Raw genomic sequence first — 18,786 nt, 5'->3', positions numbered from 1 at the left:
GTGCCGTCTAGCAGGAGTATTTGCCGATGCCCAAGCTCGATCTCGATGCGATTCTTCAATCCAATGCGACGGGTTACCCCGCGCCGTTCGATGCCGATGTCGCGGGCCGGTGGTATCGGCGGCTCGCCCCGGTGGCGGGTCTGACCAACCTCGGTGCCAGCCATGTCGTGCTGGAGCCGGGAGCCTCTTCGTCGCAGCGGCATTGGCATCGCGGGCAGGACGAACTGGTGGTCATGCTCGAAGGCGAGGCGGTGTTGATCGAGGATGACGGGGAAACAACCGTGCGCCCCGGTGACATTCTCGCCTGGGCGGCGGGGGTCGAGAACGGTCATCGGCTGCACAATCGCTCCAATGCGCCGTGCGTGTTCGTGGCGATCAGCGGCGGCGACCGCGAGGCAGACAGCGGCGAATATCCCGATATCGACATGGTGTTCGACGCGGAAGGATATGCCCGCAAGGACGGGTCTCGGTACGATACCGAACGCATACCCTAGCGCTCGTCCTCGGCCACAGGCAAAGGCCCCGGCGCGAAGGCGCTTTCGAGCAATTCGGCGATCCGGACCCCCGCTTGCTGCACGCGGCGCCTGGCGATCGGCACTCCGCGAACGATGTCCTCCTGCGACAAGGCGGTCTTCATTGGCAGGTCCTGCCCGCACACATCCTCGGTATCGAAGGCGGTCGGGTAGACGAAATCGCGGCTGATCGCCCAACTTTCGCGGCCCCAGTCGGCGGCCACGCCCCCGCCGAGATCGGCACGCTCGGCGGAAGAATAACGCCGCACCACCGGGTCGGCCGGATCGCTGATGGCGCGTTCGGCCAGCGGCCCGTCCCAGATCCAGTGGAGGTTGAGGCTCGGCACGATCCCGTAGTCGGTCTCGCGATCGTTGCCGCCGCGATCGTCGCGGTCGCCCGAATGAAGCGGCATGTGAATGTCGCCGGCGAAGTGGACCATGAATGCCAGCGCCTCCAGCCGAATGTGATCGGGCAGGCTCTCATCGGCAAGGATGCGATGGTTGCGCTCGATCTGCGCGGTGACGCAGTTCCCGCCCGCGCAGTTTGCGCGCGGATCGTAGGCCTCGCAGATCGGTGTCGTGCGATAATGCCATGCGGCGGTGTAGCCCCAGCGCCAGAAGCTGCGGCGTACGCAATCGGGCCAGACGCTTGCATCCGCGATCGTGGCCAGCTTGCATTCGGGCGTACCCAGCAGCCGCTCGGACCGCATCAGCCGCCGGATCTTTGCGCGCGTTTCGGGCGAGACGTTGGCTTCGGCGATCGCGGCGGTCTTCCGGTGCGCGTAGAACCCCCACGCGTGCGCCGGTGCCGGAACGAGAATCGCGAGCGCGGCCAGCGCGGCAAGCAGGCGGATCAGCCGATGGTCTCGTATTGCTCGATCACCCATTCTTCTTCCTCTGCCGCGCCGATCCATTCCTGCATCCAGTCATGTTCCCAGATCGCCTGCATGTAGCTTTGGGCGAAACCGGGAACACCGATGCCGTAAGTAATGAACCGCGTAACGACCGGGGCGAAGAAAATATCCGCCGCGCCGTAGGTGCCGAACAGATATGGCCCGGCCTTGCCGTGGCGCGCGCGCGCCTCCGCCCACAGGCCCAGGATCCGCACGATATCGTGCTTCGCCTGTTCGGAAATCTCCTCGAGCTGAACCCGGCGGCGCACGTTCATCGGCAGGTCGTTGCGCAGCGCGGTGTAGCCCGAGTGCATTTCGGCGACCATCGATCGGGCCATGGCGCGCGCGGCATCGTCCTTGGGCCAGAACCGCTCGCGCCCGACCTTGTCGGCCAGATATTCGAGGATCGCGAGGCTGTCCCACACGACGATCTCGTTATCCCACAGGATCGGGACCTTGCCGCTCGAAGGCTGGACGTCGCCCATTTCCTGCTTCTGCTGGTCCCAGTGCTCGCCCAGGATCGGGACGGTGATCTCCTCGAAATGCAGCCCCGATTGCTTGGTCGCGAGCCAGCCGCGCAGCGACCAGCTCGAATAGTTCTTGTTGCCGACAATCAGTTTCATGCCTGCCTGCTCCACCTTGCGGGACTGCGATGGGAGAATCCCTAGATATTCAGCCTTTCGCTGTCGAGCCTGAACGGCAAAGTTGACACACATGACACAGTGTCAATCGGAGGAATCAGGAATTCTCCATTTGTTTTCAGAAACTAGTGCCCAAAAATCGAAATTGACACTTCTCCGACACTTTTCCTTTTTTCGGCGGGTCGGGCAGGCCCGTGTATGTCCGATTGACGCCGTGTAGGAAATCGGTTTGGCGTTCGCGCGATTGGAGATAGACAGCCTGGCCATGAGCATGCCGCCGTTCCACCTCGCCTTCCCGGTCGACGATCTCGCTGCGGCGCGCGCCTTCTATGGCGGCGTGATGGGCTGCGCAGAGGGGCGCTCGTCCGAGGAGTGGATCGACTTCGATTTCCACGGCCACCAGATCGTTGCGCACCTCGCGCCGGGCAAAGCCGGGGACCGTGCCAGCAACCATGTGGACGGCCACGGCGTCCCCGTCCCGCATTTCGGGCTGGTGCTCGACATGGCGGACTGGGAAGCGCTGGCTGATCGGCTGCGCGCGGCGGGCACCGAGTTCGTGATCGAGCCGACGGTGCGCTTCAAGGGCAAGCCCGGCGAACAGGCGACGATGTTCCTGCGCGACCCGGCGGGCAATGCCCTGGAGTTCAAGGCGTTCGCGGATGTAGCGCTGCTGTTTGCAACGTAGAGCGAACGACCGACAGCCACCTCAATCGAGCGTGAAGCCAACCCGCAGATGCGCCTGGAAATGCGCGACGTCGCCGTCGGTGATGTGGCCGCGCGTCTCGACCACTTCGAACCAGCCGAGATTGTGGACGGTCTTCGCAGCCTTCTTCACTGCGCCGCGGATGGCGTCTTCGATCGACTCGGTCGAACTGCCGACGATTTCGATGATCTTGTAGGTATTGTCGGACATGGTGCTCTCCTCCGTTTTGGGGTTTCACCTGTTCCAACGCACGAAGCGGCGAGATGGCACCGTCAGACCTCGCGCAGCCACTCCTCGCCCAGCGCATCCGCCACCACCGCCGCCCTTAGCGCCGCGATGCCCATGCCTTTCTCGCTGCTGGTGAGGTGCAGTTCGGGATAGGCCGCGACGTGCTTCTTCGCTTCCTCGGCCACCTTCGCCGCGACCTTCTCGAGCTCGCTCGCCTTGATCTTGTCGGTCTTGGTCAGGACGATGCGGTATCCGACCGCCGCCTCGTCGAGCATTTTCATCATCTCGCGGTCGACATCCTTGATGCCGTGACGGCTGTCGATCAGGACAAGATTGCGCGCCAGCACCGGCCGCCCGCGCAGGTAGCTCTTCACCAGATTCTTCCAGCGCTCGACTACCTTTACCGGCGCCTTGGCAAAGCCGTAGCCGGGCATGTCGACCAGCCGGAATTTCGTGGGCTCGCCGACTTCGAAAAAGTTCAATTCCTGCGTGCGGCCCGGCGTCACCGAGGCGCGGGCGATCGCCTTGCGCCCGGTGAGCGCGTTGAGCAGCGAGGATTTGCCCACGTTCGAGCGACCGCAAAACGCGATTTCGGGCACGGTCGGTTCGGGCAGGAATTTCAGCTGCGGCGCGGACAGCAGGAATTCCACCCGCCCGGAGAAAAGCCGGGAGGCGGCGTCTTCGCGCTTCTGTTGTGCTTTCTCGTCGTCCACCAAACCACCGTTCGCCCCGAGCCTGTCGCAGGGCCGCCCTTTCTATCTGGACCGTTGCTCAAGAAGAAGAAGAGCGGTGCTTCGACAGGCTCAGCACGAACGGGTTTTTCGAATCGGGAAACTAGGCCCCGCCCTTCGCCTTGTCCGCGTCCTCGCGCGCCTTCTTCTTTGCCATCTCGGCCTTCTCCTTCTCCGCCGCCGCGCGCAATTGCGGGTGCTTCGAATACAGGTAGGTCTGCTGCGCGAGCGTCAACAGGTTCGAGGTCACCCAGTAGATCAGCAGCCCGGCGGCAAACGGAGCCATGACGAACATCAGGATCCACGGCATGAAGTTGAAAATCTGCTGCTGAACCGGGTCCATCGCGCTCGGATTGAGCTTGAAGGTCAGCCACATCGTGATCCCGAGCAGCACCGCGAGCACGCCGATGCCGAGGAACCCGGGCACCTCGAACGGCAGCAGGCCAAACAGGTTGAGGATCGTCCACGGATCGGGCGCGGAAAGATCCCTGATCCAGAACGAGATGAACGGCTCATGCCGCATCTCGATCGCCAGCATCAGCACCTTGTAAAGCGCGAAGAAGATCGGGATCTGGATGATCAGCGGCAGGCACCCGGCGAGAGGATTGACCTTCTCGTCCTTGTACAGCTTCATGATTTCCTGCTGCTGTTTCTGCTTGTCGTCCTTGAAGCGTTCCTGGATCGCCTTCATCTTCGGCTGCACGGCCTTCATCTGCGCCATGCTCGCGAACTGCTTCTGCGCGATCGGGAACATCAGCCCGCGAATGATGAAGGTCAGCGCGATGATCGCGAGGCCGAAATTGCCGATCAGCCCGTTGAGGGTGCGCAGCAGCCACAGCATCGGCTTTTCGAACCATTCGAACCAGCCCCAGCTGATCGCCTTGCCGAAATAGGTGATGCCGCTGTCTTCATACCGGTTGAGGATGACGCTGTCCTTGGCCCCGGCGAACAACCGGGTGGACTGGGAGAGCGATCCACCCGCGGGAACGGTCTGCGCGTCATAAATCAGATCGCTGCGGAACAGCTGGTTGCCGAGCGAACGGAATCCGACCGTATCGGTATCGCCCTCTCCCGGAACCAGCGCGGAGTGCCAGTAGCGGTCAGTAAAGCCGAGCCAGGCGGCCCTGCCTTGCGGCGCATCGCGACCGATCTCGGCCAGTTCCTCGTAATTGTTGGGATCGTGCAGCGTGCCGTCGAAGACCCCGATCGGGCCCGAATGGATGATGAACTGGTCCTGCGTCGCGTTCTGGCTGGTGCGCTTGATGAACGCGAACGGCTGGATGATCGTCGCATTCCCGCTGCCGTTGTCGGCGGTCTGGGATGCGGTGATCATGTAGTCGTCGTCGATCGCGAACCGGATCGCATAGCTCACGCCGTTCTCGTCCGTGCGGGTCAGCGTGACGGGCGATTGCGGCGTCAGCCGCGCGCCATCGGCCTGCCATTGCGCCGTGGGCGACATCCGCTCGCCGTCGGCGATGAAACCGAATTCGGCGAAGTATTGCCCTTCGGTGCGCTCTGGCGCGAACAGCCGGACCGGGCCCGAATCCTTCTCGACCGTCTGGCGGTAATGCTTGAGCACGAGATCGTCGATCCGGGCGCCGACGAGGTTGATCGACCCGGCCACGCTGGGCGTGTCGATGACGACGCGGTTGGGATCGGCCAGCGCTGCGGAAAGATCGACCGGACCGGCGGGCGCGGCATCGCCCGCGAGATCGGCGGCGACGGTGCTGGTGCCGGGCGCGCCCGCAGCGCTGGTGCGCGCGGCGGGATCGACCTGCTCGGTCGGCGCGGTGATCGACGCTTCGGGATAGACCGTGCGCATGATCAGGTCCCAGCCCAGGATGAGCAGGCCCGAAAGCGCCACGGCGAGCAACAGATTGCGCTGGTTGTCCAAGATTATGCCCTGATGTGAATTCGAACGAGGTGTGTTATATGTCTACGACGGTTCGCATTTGCACCCCTAGGGCACCGGATCATGACCGTGCCCGCCCCACGGGTGGCAGCGCATTAGCCGCTTTGTCGCCAGCCATCCACCCTTGAGCGCACCATATTTGCGCAAGGCCTCGATCGCGTATTCGCTGCACGACGGGGCATAGCGGCAGGTCGGCGGCAGAATCCGCGATGGGCCCCACTGCCAGGCCCGTGCAATGAAGATGAGGAGGTGCTTCACCGGCGGTCGCCGCGCTGGCGGTCGCCGCGCCGGGGGCGGCGTCCCCGCGCGGAATCGCCCTTGCCCGCGCGCGCCCGGTCGAGCGCCTTGTCCAGGTCTTCGGCCATGGTGTGAAAATCGCGTTCCACACCGCCGGCGCGACCGATCAGCACGTGATCGTGATCGGGCAGGCCTTTCTCCGGCAGCGCCGCGCGCAGCAGCTCGCGAAACCGCCGCTTCATGCGGTTGCGCACCACGGCATTGCCGATCTTTTTGGTGACGGTGATCCCGCAGCGGATGCCCTGCCCGTCATTGGGCCGGGTGAGCAGCACGAAGCCGGCACGCGCATTGCGCAGCCCCTTGTTGGCGGCAAGGAAGTCCGCGCGCCTGGTGAGGGTGGAGAGTTTCACTTCACGACACTAGCGAACGTGGGGCCGGGCGCAGAGTCATTGTTTTCCGAGTCTTTGTTTTCCGCAGCGCATCCGCGCTGCGATTTCCTCGGCCCTATCGGGCCTGCGGGCGCGCGGTCGCGCTTGCGGCTGCTGCGCAGCCGGGCTCCGCCACCAAGCCATCTACCTAGAACACGAACGGGCTCCTGAAAGGAGCCCGCAAGCGCGACCGCGCGCCGCGGCTTATGCCGCGAAAGCCAAGCGGGCCGGATGGCCCGCGCCCGGCGCTTGAGGGCGAAAACAAAAACGCGAGGAGATCGCAGCGCGGATGCGCTGCGCAAGAAATTACGCGGTGAGTTTTTTGCGACCGCGCGCGCGGCGGGCGCGCAGCACCTTGCGACCACCGACGGTGGCCTTGCGTGCGAAAAACCCGTGGCGGCGCTTGCGCACGAGATTGCTGGGCTGGAAAGTCCGCTTCATATCGTCCTCGAATACCTGGTCCGGCGCCGCTGATCTAACACAGGAGACAGCGCCAACAAAAAGGGCCGCCATCCAGCGACCGCATCAGGGGCGCGCGATTATGGGAAAGCCGCGTGCGAGTCAAGCAATGCGACGTCCAGACGGGCGATCGCATGCATGCCGATATCGCCATACTCGATATTCGGACCCGTGCGCGGCAGCGTTACGTCGAGCAGCGCAATTGCTGTCCGCGTGTCGATGGCAGGCAGCGTCAGCGGCTGATCGAACCCGGCGAACGCCGACACCGGCGCAGCACGCGCAGCCAGCGCGCGACGGGCAGGAACCCCGCGCACCGCCGGGGCGACCCATCGGCGCATGTCTGCGGCTCCCAGCCACAGCGCGCCGGCATGCGGAACCGAATTGGTCATCGCGTAGAATTCGCGCGCCCGGCGCTCGCTCATGCCCATTTCGACGTAATAGTCGAGATACAGCCGGTTGGCCGGATGGTCGGCAGCGAAATCGCCGGGCTGGCGGCCATAATTGTCGAGCCACGAATGCACCGCGAATTCCGCGCCGTCGTCCATCGACCGGCTGGTCCCTGCCAGAAACAACTCGACGGCACCCGAACGCACAGAGCCGCCATCGGGCACGTGCGTGCGCAGGCCCGCCGCGCGAATGCGGCGACCGACCGCGAGGTTGGCGATATCGTTGCTGGTGCCCGGAGCCTCGACCATTTCGAGCACTTCGAGCCCGGGGAAATCGCGCAGCATCGCGTCGAACCATGCCGGGCTCATCCGGTCGGTCGAACCCAGCAGGGCGGCGCGGTGGCGGTCGAGCACCAGAAATGGCCCGTATTGCGCCAGGCCCGTCTCCAATCGCGGACCGCGCTCGGGCAGAGAATAGCGCGCGGCGTTGGGCACCGCGTCGACTGCCATGGTCTCGATGGAAGCCGCGGTCACGACCGGCAGATCCTGGGTCGCGGCGAAACCGGCCGGATCGTCGGCCACGCGCACCCAGCGCTGCGTCGCCGGGTCCCATTCCTCGACCCATCGTTCCGTCACCACTGTGCGTGCACCGGCATAATCCTGCGCAGCAAGCGCGCCCGGCAGCAAAGCCAGCTGGATCGCAGCGAACAGGGTGGCAAGGAACTTCATGCCGTTCGACATGCCATTGCCGGCTTTTAGGAATTGCGAAGTTTTATGCTTGCGAAGTTATTGCGATGGCGCGCCTGATCGCTCGACAATGCTTGCCTAACCCGCCAAAATGCCCTGCAATGCGCGGTATTTAGGCGCAGCGGAAAGAGGGGCGCGACATGGCCGGACGGGTCGGCAAGGTGGTTACCGCTGCGCGGGTTTCGCGCGATTCCGGCACGGGGGCGGCCTGAATGGTCGCACTGGTGAGGACGGTCGCCTACCTCGGGCTGGAAGCGCGCAGCGTCGAAGTGCAATGCCAGGTCGCCCCGGGCCTGCCGCGCTTCTCGATCGTCGGCCTGCCCGACAAGGCGGTGAGCGAAAGCAGAGAACGCGTGCAGGCGGCGCTGTCCGCCATGGGCCTCGCGCTGCCGCCCAAGCGGATCACCATCAACCTCTCCCCCGCCGACCTGCCCAAGGACGGTTCGCATTACGACCTGCCGATCGCGCTCGCGTTGCTGGCGGCGATGGGGGTGACCGATGCCGAGCAGCTGACCGACTGGATCGCGGTCGGCGAATTGTCATTGGATGGCCGCGTGGTCGCTTCGCCCGGCGTGCTGATCGCCGCGCTGCACGCGAGCGAGGCAGACCTCGGCCTGATCTGCCCCGCCGAACAGGGCAGCGAGGCCAAGTGGGCGAGCGGCGTCCCGGTGCTCGCCCCGCGCGATCTCACCGGTCTGCTCGGCCACCTCAAGGGCTCGCAAGTCCTGCCCGATCCGGTGCGCGGCGACGTGGTCGAGCCGCCGCCTTCGGCCGATCTCAAGCAGGTGAAGGGGCAGGAAACCGCGAAGCGCGCGCTCGAGATCGCCGCGGCAGGCGGGCACAATCTGCTGATGGTCGGCCCGCCGGGATCGGGCAAGAGCCTGCTCGCAAGCTGCCTGCCCGGTATCCTGCCCGAACTGACCCCGTCCGAAGCGCTCGAAGTGTCGATGGTGCAATCGGTCGCAGGGATGATCGATTCGGGCCAGATCAGCCGCGCGCGTCCGTTTCGCGCGCCGCACCATTCGGCGAGCATGGCGGCGCTGACCGGCGGCGGGCTCAAGGTCCGCCCCGGCGAAGTCTCCCTCGCGCATCTCGGCGTGCTGTTCCTCGACGAGCTGCCCGAATTCCAGCGCCCGGTGCTCGATTCGCTGCGCCAGCCGCTCGAGACCGGTCAGGTCGACGTCGCGCGCGCCAATGCGCATGTCACCTTCCCCGCACGGGTGCAGCTGATCGCGGCGATGAACCCGTGCCGCTGCGGCCATGCGGGCGAACCGGGCCATGTCTGCGCGCGCGGGCCGCGCTGCGCGAGCGAATACCAGGCGCGGCTGTCCGGCCCGCTGCTCGACCGGATCGACCTGCATGTCGAGGTCGGCGCGGTGTCGGCGATGGACCTCTCGCTGCCCCCGCCCGCCGAAGACAGCGCGGCGGTGGCGCGGCGGGTTGCGGCGGCGCGGGCTCTGTGCCGGGAGCGCGGGGTCCGCTCGAACGCCGAGCTCGAGGGCGAGCGGCTCGAACGCCACGCCGCACCGGACGAAGCGGGCAAGGCGCTGCTGATGCAGGCGGCGGAGAAGCTGCGGCTGTCCGCGCGCAGCTACACAAGAATGCTCAGGGTCGCCCGCACGATCGCCGACCTTGCCGGGGAAGAACAAGTGGGGCGCGTGCATGTGGCCGAAGCGCTGAGCTATCGGCAGACGGTGGGGCGACGATAGATCGCACGAATCGCTCCGACGATGCTATTGCTGTTCCGCATCGGCGGAGAATTGCATGTTAACCTGGTTCCGGAACAAGTATCTCGATCTGCTCGGGTCGATCTACATCTATAACGAGCATCGCGGCTACACCGCGCTCGACCGGGTGCTCGAAGCGGTCGTCGCGCGGTCGCCCGACGACAAGGAATTCATCGCGGCGGTCGAGCAGCACCGCGCCGACGAGCGCAAGCACTACGTGATGTTCAAACGCTGGTTCGAGCTCAGGGGAACCCGTCCGCTGTTCGTCGATCGCACCTTCGGGCATATCGACCGGTTCATCGAGATCATGTTCGCGACGCCGATCGACAAGCTCGATACGCAGGCGATAATCGATGACGATCGGCTGTTCGAACGGCTGTGCCGGGTGATCTCGCTGACCGAGCAGCGCGGCCACAAGCAGGTCGAAATCCTGCTGCGCAACCGGTTCGTGAGATCGGACCCGGCGCTGGTCCGGATTTTCGAGGTGATCGAGCGCGACGAGCCGAGCCACTGGGCCCCTACGAGGGCTGGCTGCGCCGGCATTCGGGGCGCGATGCGAGCTGGTGGGAGCGCATGGTGGACCACTTCATCCATTCCGAACTGCTGTTCGTGAAACTGCCGGCGCTGTTCCTCAACCCGTTCGTCCGCCGCCGGGAGCAGTGGGCCGATGAGGGCGAAACCGATCCCGATCGCTACAGCATGAGGGCCAGGCTCGCGCACACGTGACGCGCAACGCGGCGGCGCCGCACCTGATCGCCCGGCTGTTCCGGCCCCGGGTCGGAGCGATGCTGGTGCGCAACACCGTGGTCAGCACCGGCGTGTTCCTGGTGGGCCTCGGCGTGCTGTGGGTCCTGGTCGAACGCTTCGGGATGGACGAGGTGATTGCCTCGGGCATCGGCTTCCTGGTCGCGAACACGCTGCATTACAGCTTCGGCCGGAGCTGGATCTTCCGCGGGACCGACCGCCCGCTCGCCAGCGGCTTCGTCTATTTCCTGACCAACGGGCTGGTCGGCCTGGGGCTGACCATGGGCCTGATGGCGCTGCTGCTGCCGCTGCTGCCGGCGCATTACCTGATCGTGCGGATCCTGGTGTCGGTGGTCGCCGGGCTCGTCGTGTTCGTGCTCAACGCGGTCTTGAATTTCAGGCGCGTGTAGCCGCACGCACCACCTCGCAGAACGCCTCGCCATAGGTTTCGAGCTTTTTCGCGCCGACCCCCGACAGCCCGCCCATCGCCGCCAGCGAGGTCGGCCGTTCGCTCGCCATCGCGCGCAACACGCTGTCGTGAAAGATGACGTAAGCGGGGACGTTGTGTTCCTGCGCCAGAGTCTTGCGCCTTTCGCGCAGCGCCTCGAACAGCGGGTCGCCGACCGGGTTGGGTTCCGAACCGCGCGCGCCGCCGCGCTGGCGGCGGGCCTTCGGCGGGGGTTCGGCGATCGTGACGGATCGTTCGCCCTTGAGCACCGCGCGCGCCCCGGCTCCGAGCGCCAGTCCGCCGTGATCGGTGGTGACCAGCATCTCGTGCGCCATCAGCGTCCGCATCGCCGGGCGCAGCAGCGGGGCTTCGGCTTCGCGCAGGATGCCGAACACCGACAGCCGATCGTGCCCGCGCTGGGTCACGCGCTCGTCATCGCGGCCGAGCAGCACCTTCTCGACGTGCCCGATGCCGAAGCTCTGCCCGGTGCGGTAGACCGCGCTGAGCAGCTTCTGCGACACCTCGGTCACATCGACCACCTTGGGCGGGGTTTCGCAATTGTCGCAATTGCCGCACTGTTCCGGCGGCTCTTCGCCGAAATGCCGGAGCAGGATCGCACGGCGACAGGTCGGTGCCTCGACCAGCGCGGCGAGCGCGTTGAGCCGGGCGCGTTCGCTGGCGAGGCGGTGTTCCTCGATTTCGCCCAGCCACTGGCGGGCCTTCGAAAAATCGCTCGCCCCCCAGTACAGCTGAGCTTCGGCCGGGTCGCCGTCGCGTCCGGCGCGCCCGGTTTCCTGGTAATAGGCCTCGATCGATTTCGGCAGACCGGCATGGACCACGAACCGGACGTCGGGCTTGTCGATGCCCATCCCGAACGCGATCGTGGCGACGATCACCATGTCTTCGGACCGGACGAACGCCTCCTGCACGCGTGCGCGCTCTTCGGGTGGCAACCCGGCATGATACGCGCCGACCGGGCGGCCGGTACCGGCGAGTTTGTGTGCCAGCTGTTCGGTCGCCTTGCGGCTCTGCGCATAGACGATCCCCGCCCCGGGGGTGCGCGCGACAAAATCGGCGATCTGCCTGCCGGTATTCTGGCGCGGGCCGATGGCATAGCGGATGTTGGGCCGGTCGAACCCGGCGACGATCAGGCCCTCGCCCGGAATACCGAGCTGGACGAGAATGTCATTGCGCGTGGTGCGATCGGCGGTTGCGGTCAGCGCGAGGCGCGGCACGTGGTCGAACCGGTCGAGCATCGGCCTCAGCCCGCGATAATCAGGGCGGAAATCGTGCCCCCACTCGGACACGCAATGCGCTTCGTCGATGGCGATCAGCGCGATCTCGGCATGCGCGAGCAGCGACTGGAAAGCGGGAGTGGTGGCGCGTTCGGGTGCCACGTAGAGCAGGTCGAGATCGCCTGCGCGCAGCCGCGCGGCAGTACCGGCGTTGTCGGAATCGGCAGACGTCATCGAGGCGGCCCGGATGCCGACTGCGTTCGCCGCGCGGATCTGGTCGTGCATCAGCGCGATCAGCGGCGACACCACGATCGCCGTTCCCCGACGGGCGAGCGCGGGCAGCTGGTAGCACAGCGACTTGCCCGCCCCGGTCGGCATCAGCGCGAGCGCATGTTCGCCCCGCATGATGCGATCGATCACCGCCTCTTGCGAACCGCGAAACCCGGTAAAGCCGAAGGTGCGGCGCAGCAGCTGGTGCAGGTCCGCTTCGGCGGTCACATTCATGAGGTGGCAGGGCCCCGCTGACTGGCTGGATTGCGCCGACCCGATCGGCCGACGCGCGCAAGCGCCTACCTATACAGACGAAGTACCCGGTGTCAGCCCGCCGCCGCGCGTTTTGCCGATTCGAGATCGACCACATCGCCGTGCCTCAGTGCGGTGCCGGCGGTGGCAAAGGATCCATCGGTGCGCTTGCCGAGATCGGTGCGCTTCACCAGCCACAGATCCTGGTGATTGAGGATGCGCCCGTCATGCGCAAGGATCGAGACCGGCCCGATCGGAAGGCGATCGCGCTGGTCGACCAGGACCGGATCTTCGGTCACCATTTCGGCACCGTGCTTTTGCCCCCACTGGCGTAGTGCGAGCATCGCGGGCAGCAGGTCGAAGCCCTTGTCGGTCAGGCGATATTCGATCTTGCGCCGATCGTCCTCGCACGGCTCGCGCTTGAGAATGCCGTGTTCGACAAGTTTCGCAAGGCGGTTGGAAAGGATATTGCGCGCGATTCCGAGCTCGCTGAGGAATTCCTCGAAATGCTTGAGCCCGTTGAAGCTCGCGCGCAGGATCATGAACGACCAGCGTTCTCCCATCACTTCAAGTGCTTGCGGCAAACCGCACTCGATCAGCTCGCGCAGTGGTTCTCTTATCTCGCCCATATCAGTCCTTTCCCTGCAACCTATTTAGCCGGATTTCTCGCGAGGGCCAAAAAAATTTCAGTTTCTAGTTGCAACTCGAAACCTAATCGCATAGGTAGTGATTCGCAACTGGTTTCGAAAAGAAACCGAGTGGGCACACGTCGAACCCAATCAAGACCCCATCTGAAAGGACCATGCGATGACTCTCTCCCTCCCCCGCACCGGCCGCTTCACCGTTTTCGTGCTGGCGCTGGTCTATACCGGCCTCACGTTCGGCGTGGCGACCGGCTCCGGCCCCGTCGCCGCCAGTGAAGGCCCCTATTATACCGCCACCCTCGCCCAACCGGCCGATGAAAGCCGCGCGGTTGCGGGGGGCGTGGCCTGGGCCTGCGAAGGCACGACCTGCGTCGCCAACAAGGGCACTTCGCGCCCGATGCGCATTTGCCGCGGGCTCGCGCGCGAATTCGGCGAAGTCACCAGCTTCACCGCCAAGGGCGAAGAACTGGCGGCCGACAAGCTGGCCAAGTGCAACGGCGAATAGGCTCCAACCGACCCCCGAACCGCTCGCCTCTCTCCACGCGAGCGGTCGTCTCCAATCCCCGGCGCAGTCATCCCCAGGCTGCGACCGGGGAATTTTTTGTGCGAAGAACCAGATTCCGCCAGGTCAGAGAAAGCCGGATACGGTCAATTGCCGTTCCAGCGCCGCGGCATCGGTAAACAGGTGCGCGTCCCAGCCGCGTGCGCGCGCGGCCTCGATATTGGCGGGATTGTCGTCGGTGAAGAACAGCGCCTCGCCCGTTCGGCCGCTGCGCTGTTCGACGATCTCGTAGATCCGCGGATCGGGCTTCGCGACCTGTTCGGTGCCCGAAACCACGATGTTCTCGAACAGGTCGAAGATCGGCTCGGTCGGGCGGAACCCGGCCCAGAACTCGTCTCCGAAATTGGTCAGGCAGAACAGCGGGACCGCGCGCTCGGCGAGCCGCTCGACCAGGGCATGGGTTCCCGCGACCGGGCCGGGGATGGTTTCGTTGAAGCGATCGACATAGGCGCGCAGATGGTGCTCGTAGCGGGGAAACCGGGCGATCCGTTCGGGTACCATATCCGCCAGCGGGCGCCCGAGGTCGTGCTGGTAATGCCATTCCTCGGTCACGACATGGGCCAAAAACCAGTCGAGCTCGGCGGGATCGTCGATCAGTTTTTCGAACAGGGCACGCAGCTGCCACTGGAACAGCACGCGTCCGACATCGAAGACCACCGCCTTGCGCAATTCATCGCTCCCGAAACAACTGCGGCCCGCGCTCCGGAAGGAGGCGGGCCGCCGCTAGCGCCCGGACCGTCGGGCGCAGTCAACGCGTCGCTCAGCCCTGGCGAGCCTTGAAGCGACGGTTGGTCTTGTTGATGACATAGGTGCGACCGCGACGGCGAATCACGCGGCAATCGCGGTGGCGGTTCTTCAGCGACTTGAGGCTGTTGCGGATTTTCATCGTCGTATCTCTCAAAATAAAAGGCGCCGAGACTCGGCCCGGCGCTCGAAATTCGTGGCGCGCAGTTAAGGTGCCAATCGGAAATAGTCAACCATTCCCGCGCATTTCGGAAAGGCTGCGCTCCCACTGAAGCGCATGGCCGATGATCGTGTCGAGATCGGCAAATTGCGGCTGCCACGGCAGGGTTGATCGGATGCGCGTAGGGTCGGAAATGAGCGCCGCCGGATCGCCCGCGCGCCGCGCCTCGAACCGCCGCTCGATCCGCACGTTGGTGACCCGGTCGACTGCGTCGAGCACGTCGAGCACCGAGAAGCCGCGGCCATACCCGCAATTCATCGTCAGCGAGACTGCGGGTTCGGCGATCAGCGCCTCAAGCGCGAGCACGTGCGCGGCGGCGAGGTCGCTGACATGGATGTAGTCGCGCACCCCCGTCCCGTCGGGCGTGTCGTAATCGGTGCCGAACACGCTGACATGGTCGCGCTTGCCCAGCGCCGCTTCGACCGCGACCTTGATCAGGTGCGTCGCTCCCGCCGTCGACTGGCCCGAGCGCGCGCGCGGATCGGCCCCGGCGACGTTGAAGTATCGCAGCGCGCAATAATTGAGCGGATGCGCCGCCGCGGTATCGGCGAGCATCTGTTCGGTCATCAGTTTCGACCAGCCATAGGGGTTGATCGGACGCTGCGGCGTGTCTTCGGCAACGGGCGATACTTCGGGCACGCCGTAGGTGGCCGCGGTCGACGAAAAGATGAAATGCGGGATGCGCGCCTGCACCGCCGCCTCGATCAAGGCGCGGCTCTTGGCGGTGTTGTTGTGGTAGTATTTGAGCGGGTTTTCGACGCTTTCGGGCACCACGATCGAACCGGCGAAATGCATGATCGCGCGCGTATTCTGCTCGGCGAAGATGCGCGCAAGCAGCGCGCCATCCGCGATATCGCCTTCGTAGAGCGGCACGCCGTCGGGCACCGCGAAGCGAAAGCCGGTGGTGAGGTTGTCGATCACCGCGACCGGCCACCCGGCATCGCGCAGCGCGAGCACGGCGTGGCTGCCGATGTAACCGGCGCCGCCAGTCACCAGCACGGGAGGGTGCGAGGGATCGCTCATCCGCGCGCCTGTATCAGGATTCGCCTGACAAAGCGTGAAGCAAGCGTCTGCCGAACAGCCGTTTTGCACAGCGCCATGGCTGGCCTATAGCGGGCGCAAGAGAGGAATACGCCATGCACCCCCATTCCCCCACAGTCCGCACCGTGGCTGCCGCATGCGCGGCACTGGCGCTGTCCGCCTGCGCCGGGACCTACACCGGCCCGGTCGAAGTCACGCGGTTCGTTTCGGAGCGGCCCGCAGCGCTCGGCCAGGGGGCGATCGCGCTCGTGATTGCCGAAGAGGTCGAGAACGCAAACGCCCGCGCCGCCTTTCGCGAAGCGGTGGGCAGCGAATTGTTGCGGCTCGGCTACATCCTCGCGGCCTCGCCGGAAGGCGGACAGCAGGCGATCATCCGCACGCGCCGCACCCAGATCGCGGGCGACAATCCGCGCAGCCCGGTTACGGTCGGCAGCGGGGCCAGCACCGGCTCCTACGGCAGCGGGGTCGGCCTCGGCATCGGGATCAATCTGGGCGGCGGGCGCAGCGGACCCAATGTCGTGACCGAGCTGGAGGTGCGCATTTCCGATGCAGCGGGCGAGGCATTGTGGGAAGGGCGCGCGCAGATCCCGACCAGCATCAAATCGCCCTATTCGGATGTGGATGTCAGCGCCCGCACGCTGGCTGCGGCCTTGTTCAAGGACTTCCCCGGCGGCAATGGCGAGACCGTGACCGTCGAGGTCGACGAACTGAACGTGGAAACCCAAGGATCCGAATGACCCAGATCGCCATCGATGCCGCTTTCGACAGCGGCAATATTGACGTGCTCGCCATCGACGGAGGCAATGCCCGCCTCGCCATCCGAAAGGACCACAACAGCGAATTCGCGCAGTGGTTTCACTTCCGGGTGACCGGTGCGGCGGGGCAGGACCTGACGCTGAGGCTGACCGGCCTCAACCACAGCGCCTATCCCGGCGGATGGCCTGGCTACGATGCCTGCGTTTCCGAAGACCGCGAATACTGGGCGCGCGCTGCCAGCGCGTTCGACAAGGATGCGGACGAAGGCACGCTCACGATCCGCTACACGCCGGCATCGAACGTCGCATGGTTTGCCTATTTCGCACCCTATTCGATGGAGCGGCATCACGATCTCGTCGCCGAAGCGGCGGCCTGCGAAGGGGTCGAGCTGGTGCGGCTCGCGACCACGCTCGACGGGCAGCCGCTCGACATGCTGGAAATGGGCGAAGGCGAAACGCAGGTGTGGCTCTACGCCCGCCAGCATCCCGGCGAGACGCAAGCCGAATGGTGGATGGAGGGCGCGCTCGAATGCCTCACCGATCCCGTCGACCCGGTTGCGCGGGCGCTGCGCAAGCACTGCCGGTTGCACATCGTGCCCAATTGCAACCCCGACGGCTCGCGCCGCGGCCACCTGCGCACCAACGCGGTGGGGACCAATCTCAACCGCGAATGGATCAGCCCCAGCGCGGAAAAATCCCCCGAGGTGCTCGCGATCCGCAACCGGATGGACGAAACCGGAGTCGACTTCGCGATGGACGTGCACGGCGACGAAGCGATCCCTGCGGTGTTCCTCGCGGGCTTCGAAGGAATACCGGGCTGGACCGACGCGCAGGGCGAGCGCTTCTACCGCTACCAGCGCATTCTCGACCGTCGCACACCCGATTTCCAGACCAGGCTCGGCTATCCGAAGTCGGCGCCGGGCAAGGCCAATTTGTCGATCAGCACGAACCAGGTCGCCCAGCGCTTCGGATGCTGCGCAATGACGCTGGAGATGCCGTACAAGGACCTCGCCGACTTTCCCGAGCCCGAGCAGGGCTGGTCGCCCGAACGCTGCAAGCTGCTGGCGCGCGATTGCCTTGCGGCGCTGGTCGAGTGGCTGGAGAGCGAGGAAGCCTAACCGAGATGCGCCGGGCCGAAGGCGTGCGGCAACAGCTCGGATAGCGCCACGCGCCGCACTTCGTCATTGCCGACGCACAGCACCAGCGGATCGGTGCCGCCGAGCTGTGCCAGCTCGTTGAGCACCTGGCGGCAGCGGCCGCAGGGGGTGATCGGCAACCCGTCGCCTTTGTCCATCGGACCGACCACCGCGACCGCCCGCAAGCCGCCGCGCCGTCCTTCGCCGAAGGCGCGCGCCACCGCGACCGTCTCGGCGCACAGGGCAAGGCCGTAACTGGCATTTTCGACATTGCTGCCGGTGACGATGCTGCCGTCATCGAACAGCAGCGCCGCACCGACCCGGTAATCGGAATAGGGGGCATAGGCATCGCGCGCCGCGCTTCGCGCCGCCGCGATCAACCGGTCTTCGGTCTCGCTTTCGATCGTCATCTTTGCACCACGACCCATTCCACCGGCTCCTCCGCCGCTTCGCTCACCATCTGGCTGTTCGCGCTCCATAGCAGCCACGGACGCGGCGCGTAATCGGGCCGCGCGCGGTCGCGCATCAGCCACAGGTCGCGCTGCAGGCTGGTCGCGGTGCCGTGGCGCTGCTCGAATGCCTTGCCGAGCTTGAGGATCGCTGGCTTGCCGGCATGCATCTCGATCTGGTTAACCAGCGTCAGCACCTCGTTCTCGACCGCCGCTTCGCTGACCGGCTCGGCGCACTGATCGCCGGTTGCGGTCAGCGCAATCGCCGGCGGCAACAGGCCGGCATCGCGCGGCACCATGCGGGTGAACAGCTGCGACTGCGGATCGGCGCGCTGGCAGGGATCGAACGGATAGATCACGCCGACCTGCAATTGCGCCGCCCGCGCGCGCCGGTACCGCTCGGCGAACCCTTCGTCGATCGCGCCCGGTTCGGGCGCAAGCTCGAGATAGGCGAACTGCGCCCCGATCGCTTTCAATGTCACGAAATTCAGCGCCCCGGTATCGCTGCGCACCACCGCACCCTGCTCGGGATAGAGCGATTCGGACGGACGCCAGGTGCGCATGTCCCACCAGAACCAGGCGGCGAAGACGATCGCGGCCAGCGCCAGCAAGGCGACGCCCCGCAGCATCCAGCGCCGCAACGTGCCACCCGTGCGGCGGCGGGATCGGGTGCGAGCCACGC

General features: G+C 65.7%; 25 protein-coding genes. 9 read left to right on the top strand and 16 right to left on the bottom strand.

The window, feature by feature from the left end; translation table 11 throughout:
- Nucleotides 1-26 precede the first annotated feature (26 nt).
- Complete coding sequence (locus KDC96_RS15450) at nt 27-494, top strand: cupin domain-containing protein (RefSeq protein ID WP_212449337.1); 468 nt, start codon at nt 27-29, stop codon at nt 492-494.
- Here KDC96_RS15450 and KDC96_RS15445 read toward each other — a convergent pair.
- Together KDC96_RS15445 and KDC96_RS15440 are read right to left on the bottom strand one after the other, a co-directional pair.
- Nucleotides 491-1,399: a S1/P1 nuclease gene (locus KDC96_RS15445; protein ID WP_212449335.1), complete on the bottom strand. Its 909-nt coding sequence runs from the start codon at nt 1,397-1,399 to the stop codon at nt 491-493. The two genes, KDC96_RS15450 and KDC96_RS15445, sit on opposite strands and share 4 nt — an antisense overlap.
- Nucleotides 1,366-2,028, bottom strand: a complete 663-nt coding sequence (locus KDC96_RS15440) for a glutathione S-transferase family protein (RefSeq protein ID WP_212449333.1) — start codon at nt 2,026-2,028, stop codon at nt 1,366-1,368. Before KDC96_RS15440 ends, KDC96_RS15445 begins: the two co-directional genes overlap by 34 nt.
- 283 nt (nt 2,029-2,311) lie before the next feature.
- Between KDC96_RS15440 and KDC96_RS15435 the strand changes: the two genes are divergently transcribed.
- Nucleotides 2,312-2,731, top strand: coding sequence for a VOC family protein (locus tag KDC96_RS15435; protein ID WP_212449331.1), 420 nt, complete (start codon nt 2,312-2,314; stop codon nt 2,729-2,731).
- 21 nt (nt 2,732-2,752) lie between these two features.
- On the opposite strand, the gene KDC96_RS15430 is transcribed toward KDC96_RS15435, so the two are convergent.
- The 7 genes from KDC96_RS15430 to KDC96_RS15400 form a co-directional block, all read right to left on the bottom strand.
- A complete protein-coding gene (locus tag KDC96_RS15430; RefSeq protein ID WP_212449329.1) occupies nt 2,753-2,959 on the bottom strand; it encodes a dodecin in 207 nt (68 codons plus the stop codon).
- Nucleotides 2,960-3,021: 62 nt separating this feature from the next.
- Nucleotides 3,022-3,690 (bottom strand): ribosome biogenesis GTP-binding protein YihA/YsxC, encoded by a 669-nt coding sequence (yihA, locus tag KDC96_RS15425; protein WP_371815502.1) that lies wholly within the window; start codon nt 3,688-3,690, stop codon nt 3,022-3,024.
- 121 nt (nt 3,691-3,811) lie between these two features.
- Nucleotides 3,812-5,602: a membrane protein insertase YidC gene (gene yidC, locus KDC96_RS15420; RefSeq protein WP_212449325.1), complete on the bottom strand. Its 1,791-nt coding sequence runs from the start codon at nt 5,600-5,602 to the stop codon at nt 3,812-3,814.
- A gap of 66 nt (nt 5,603-5,668) precedes the next feature.
- Nucleotides 5,669-5,878: a membrane protein insertion efficiency factor YidD gene (gene yidD / locus KDC96_RS15415; protein WP_212449323.1), complete on the bottom strand. Its 210-nt coding sequence runs from the start codon at nt 5,876-5,878 to the stop codon at nt 5,669-5,671.
- A complete protein-coding gene (gene rnpA / locus KDC96_RS15410) occupies nt 5,875-6,267 on the bottom strand; it encodes a ribonuclease P protein component (RefSeq protein WP_212449322.1) in 393 nt (130 codons plus the stop codon). The genes yidD and rnpA overlap by 4 nt, the downstream gene beginning before the upstream one ends.
- Nucleotides 6,268-6,591: 324 nt before the next feature.
- Nucleotides 6,592-6,726, bottom strand: a complete 135-nt coding sequence (rpmH, locus tag KDC96_RS15405; RefSeq protein ID WP_212452778.1) for a 50S ribosomal protein L34 — start codon at nt 6,724-6,726, stop codon at nt 6,592-6,594.
- Between the two features lie 98 nt (nt 6,727-6,824).
- A complete protein-coding gene (locus KDC96_RS15400) occupies nt 6,825-7,859 on the bottom strand; it encodes an alpha/beta hydrolase (protein WP_212449320.1) in 1,035 nt (344 codons plus the stop codon).
- A gap of 230 nt (nt 7,860-8,089) precedes the next feature.
- Here KDC96_RS15400 and KDC96_RS15395 point away from each other — a divergent pair, with 230 nt between their 5' ends.
- Genes KDC96_RS15395 through KDC96_RS15385 form a run of 4 tightly spaced genes read left to right on the top strand, consistent with a single transcriptional unit; the run spans nt 8,090 to nt 10,758 of the window.
- A complete protein-coding gene (locus KDC96_RS15395; protein WP_212449318.1) occupies nt 8,090-9,586 on the top strand; it encodes a YifB family Mg chelatase-like AAA ATPase in 1,497 nt (498 codons plus the stop codon).
- A 55-nt stretch (nt 9,587-9,641) separates the two neighbouring features.
- A complete protein-coding gene (locus KDC96_RS15390) occupies nt 9,642-10,217 on the top strand; it encodes a ferritin-like domain-containing protein (protein WP_249171826.1) in 576 nt (191 codons plus the stop codon).
- Nucleotides 10,178-10,330, top strand: a complete 153-nt coding sequence (locus KDC96_RS16515) for a hypothetical protein (protein ID WP_249171825.1) — start codon at nt 10,178-10,180, stop codon at nt 10,328-10,330. The genes KDC96_RS15390 and KDC96_RS16515 overlap by 40 nt, the downstream gene beginning before the upstream one ends.
- Entirely contained in the window at nt 10,327-10,758 is a 432-nt protein-coding gene (locus tag KDC96_RS15385) for a GtrA family protein (protein WP_212449316.1), read from the top strand. The genes KDC96_RS16515 and KDC96_RS15385 overlap by 4 nt, the downstream gene beginning before the upstream one ends.
- Here the strand turns inward: KDC96_RS15385 and recQ are convergent.
- Both recQ and KDC96_RS15375 read right to left on the bottom strand, forming a co-directional pair.
- Nucleotides 10,745-12,535, bottom strand: a complete 1,791-nt coding sequence (gene recQ / locus KDC96_RS15380) for a DNA helicase RecQ (RefSeq protein WP_212449314.1) — start codon at nt 12,533-12,535, stop codon at nt 10,745-10,747. The two genes, KDC96_RS15385 and recQ, sit on opposite strands and share 14 nt — an antisense overlap.
- Nucleotides 12,536-12,627: 92 nt before the next feature.
- On the bottom strand, nt 12,628-13,182 hold the full coding sequence (locus KDC96_RS15375) for a helix-turn-helix domain-containing protein (RefSeq protein ID WP_212449312.1): 555 nt from the start codon (nt 13,180-13,182) through the stop codon (nt 12,628-12,630).
- Between the two features lie 178 nt (nt 13,183-13,360).
- On the opposite strand from KDC96_RS15375, the gene KDC96_RS15370 reads away from it, so the two are divergent.
- Complete coding sequence (locus tag KDC96_RS15370) at nt 13,361-13,702, top strand: hypothetical protein (RefSeq protein ID WP_212449310.1); 342 nt, start codon at nt 13,361-13,363, stop codon at nt 13,700-13,702.
- Nucleotides 13,703-13,825: 123 nt separating this feature from the next.
- Here the strand turns inward: KDC96_RS15370 and KDC96_RS15365 are convergent, their stop codons facing one another.
- The 3 genes from KDC96_RS15365 to galE form a co-directional block, all read right to left on the bottom strand.
- Nucleotides 13,826-14,428 (bottom strand): HAD-IA family hydrolase, encoded by a 603-nt coding sequence (locus KDC96_RS15365; protein ID WP_212449308.1) that lies wholly within the window; start codon nt 14,426-14,428, stop codon nt 13,826-13,828.
- Between the two features lie 91 nt (nt 14,429-14,519).
- Nucleotides 14,520-14,645 (bottom strand): type B 50S ribosomal protein L36, encoded by a 126-nt coding sequence (ykgO, locus tag KDC96_RS15360; RefSeq protein WP_007165381.1) that lies wholly within the window; start codon nt 14,643-14,645, stop codon nt 14,520-14,522.
- A gap of 87 nt (nt 14,646-14,732) precedes the next feature.
- On the bottom strand, nt 14,733-15,746 hold the full coding sequence (gene galE, locus KDC96_RS15355; protein WP_212449306.1) for a UDP-glucose 4-epimerase GalE: 1,014 nt from the start codon (nt 15,744-15,746) through the stop codon (nt 14,733-14,735).
- Nucleotides 15,747-15,859: 113 nt separating this feature from the next.
- Here galE and KDC96_RS15350 point away from each other — a divergent pair, with 113 nt between their 5' ends.
- Nucleotides 15,860-16,501, top strand: a complete 642-nt coding sequence (locus KDC96_RS15350) for a hypothetical protein (protein ID WP_212449304.1) — start codon at nt 15,860-15,862, stop codon at nt 16,499-16,501.
- Nucleotides 16,498-17,637, top strand: coding sequence for a M14-type cytosolic carboxypeptidase (locus tag KDC96_RS15345; protein WP_212449302.1), 1,140 nt, complete (start codon nt 16,498-16,500; stop codon nt 17,635-17,637). Before KDC96_RS15350 ends, KDC96_RS15345 begins: the two co-directional genes overlap by 4 nt.
- On the opposite strand, the gene KDC96_RS15340 is transcribed toward KDC96_RS15345, so the two are convergent.
- Together KDC96_RS15340 and KDC96_RS15335 are read right to left on the bottom strand one after the other, a co-directional pair.
- Nucleotides 17,634-18,083 carry a cytidine deaminase gene (locus KDC96_RS15340; RefSeq protein WP_371815501.1) on the bottom strand — a complete coding sequence of 150 codons (450 nt, stop codon included), beginning with the start codon at nt 18,081-18,083 and terminating at the stop codon, nt 17,634-17,636. The two genes, KDC96_RS15345 and KDC96_RS15340, sit on opposite strands and share 4 nt — an antisense overlap.
- On the bottom strand, nt 18,062-18,784 hold the full coding sequence (locus KDC96_RS15335; protein ID WP_249171824.1) for a glycoside hydrolase family 25 protein: 723 nt from the start codon (nt 18,782-18,784) through the stop codon (nt 18,062-18,064). The genes KDC96_RS15340 and KDC96_RS15335 overlap by 22 nt, the downstream gene beginning before the upstream one ends.
- Nucleotides 18,785-18,786 lie beyond the last annotated feature (2 nt).

This window comes from Erythrobacter sp. JK5, from assembly GCF_018205975.1.
Classification (GTDB): domain Bacteria; phylum Pseudomonadota; class Alphaproteobacteria; order Sphingomonadales; family Sphingomonadaceae; genus Erythrobacter.
The sequence above is the reverse complement of the archived record's forward strand: the minus strand, read 5'-3'. Positions and strand labels throughout refer to the sequence as shown.

What these genes read in the sequence shown, in the direction of transcription:
- KDC96_RS15350 (WP_212449304.1), top strand. Translation starts at nt 15,860, where the DNA reads ATGCACCCCCATTCCCCCACAGTCCGCACCGTGGCTGCCGCATGCGCG.
- KDC96_RS15390 (WP_249171826.1), top strand. Translation starts at nt 9,642, where the DNA reads ATGTTAACCTGGTTCCGGAACAAGTATCTCGATCTGCTCGGGTCGATC.
- KDC96_RS15430 (WP_212449329.1), bottom strand. Translation starts at nt 2,959, where the DNA reads ATGTCCGACAATACCTACAAGATCATCGAAATCGTCGGCAGTTCGACC.
- KDC96_RS15395 (WP_212449318.1), top strand. Translation starts at nt 8,090, where the DNA reads ATGGTCGCACTGGTGAGGACGGTCGCCTACCTCGGGCTGGAAGCGCGC.
- ykgO (WP_007165381.1), bottom strand. Translation starts at nt 14,645, where the DNA reads ATGAAAATCCGCAACAGCCTCAAGTCGCTGAAGAACCGCCACCGCGAT.
- KDC96_RS15445 (WP_212449335.1), bottom strand. Translation starts at nt 1,399, where the DNA reads ATGGGTGATCGAGCAATACGAGACCATCGGCTGATCCGCCTGCTTGCC.
- KDC96_RS15440 (WP_212449333.1), bottom strand. Translation starts at nt 2,028, where the DNA reads ATGAAACTGATTGTCGGCAACAAGAACTATTCGAGCTGGTCGCTGCGC.
- KDC96_RS15345 (WP_212449302.1), top strand. Translation starts at nt 16,498, where the DNA reads ATGACCCAGATCGCCATCGATGCCGCTTTCGACAGCGGCAATATTGAC.
- KDC96_RS16515 (WP_249171825.1), top strand. Translation starts at nt 10,178, where the DNA reads ATGGTGGACCACTTCATCCATTCCGAACTGCTGTTCGTGAAACTGCCG.
- recQ (WP_212449314.1), bottom strand. Translation starts at nt 12,535, where the DNA reads ATGAATGTGACCGCCGAAGCGGACCTGCACCAGCTGCTGCGCCGCACC.
- KDC96_RS15450 (WP_212449337.1), top strand. Translation starts at nt 27, where the DNA reads ATGCCCAAGCTCGATCTCGATGCGATTCTTCAATCCAATGCGACGGGT.
- KDC96_RS15370 (WP_212449310.1), top strand. Translation starts at nt 13,361, where the DNA reads ATGACTCTCTCCCTCCCCCGCACCGGCCGCTTCACCGTTTTCGTGCTG.
- KDC96_RS15435 (WP_212449331.1), top strand. Translation starts at nt 2,312, where the DNA reads ATGAGCATGCCGCCGTTCCACCTCGCCTTCCCGGTCGACGATCTCGCT.
- rpmH (WP_212452778.1), bottom strand. Translation starts at nt 6,726, where the DNA reads ATGAAGCGGACTTTCCAGCCCAGCAATCTCGTGCGCAAGCGCCGCCAC.
- KDC96_RS15400 (WP_212449320.1), bottom strand. Translation starts at nt 7,859, where the DNA reads ATGAAGTTCCTTGCCACCCTGTTCGCTGCGATCCAGCTGGCTTTGCTG.
- galE (WP_212449306.1), bottom strand. Translation starts at nt 15,746, where the DNA reads ATGAGCGATCCCTCGCACCCTCCCGTGCTGGTGACTGGCGGCGCCGGT.
- KDC96_RS15340 (WP_371815501.1), bottom strand. Translation starts at nt 18,083, where the DNA reads ATGGGTCGTGGTGCAAAGATGACGATCGAAAGCGAGACCGAAGACCGG.
- KDC96_RS15375 (WP_212449312.1), bottom strand. Translation starts at nt 13,182, where the DNA reads ATGGGCGAGATAAGAGAACCACTGCGCGAGCTGATCGAGTGCGGTTTG.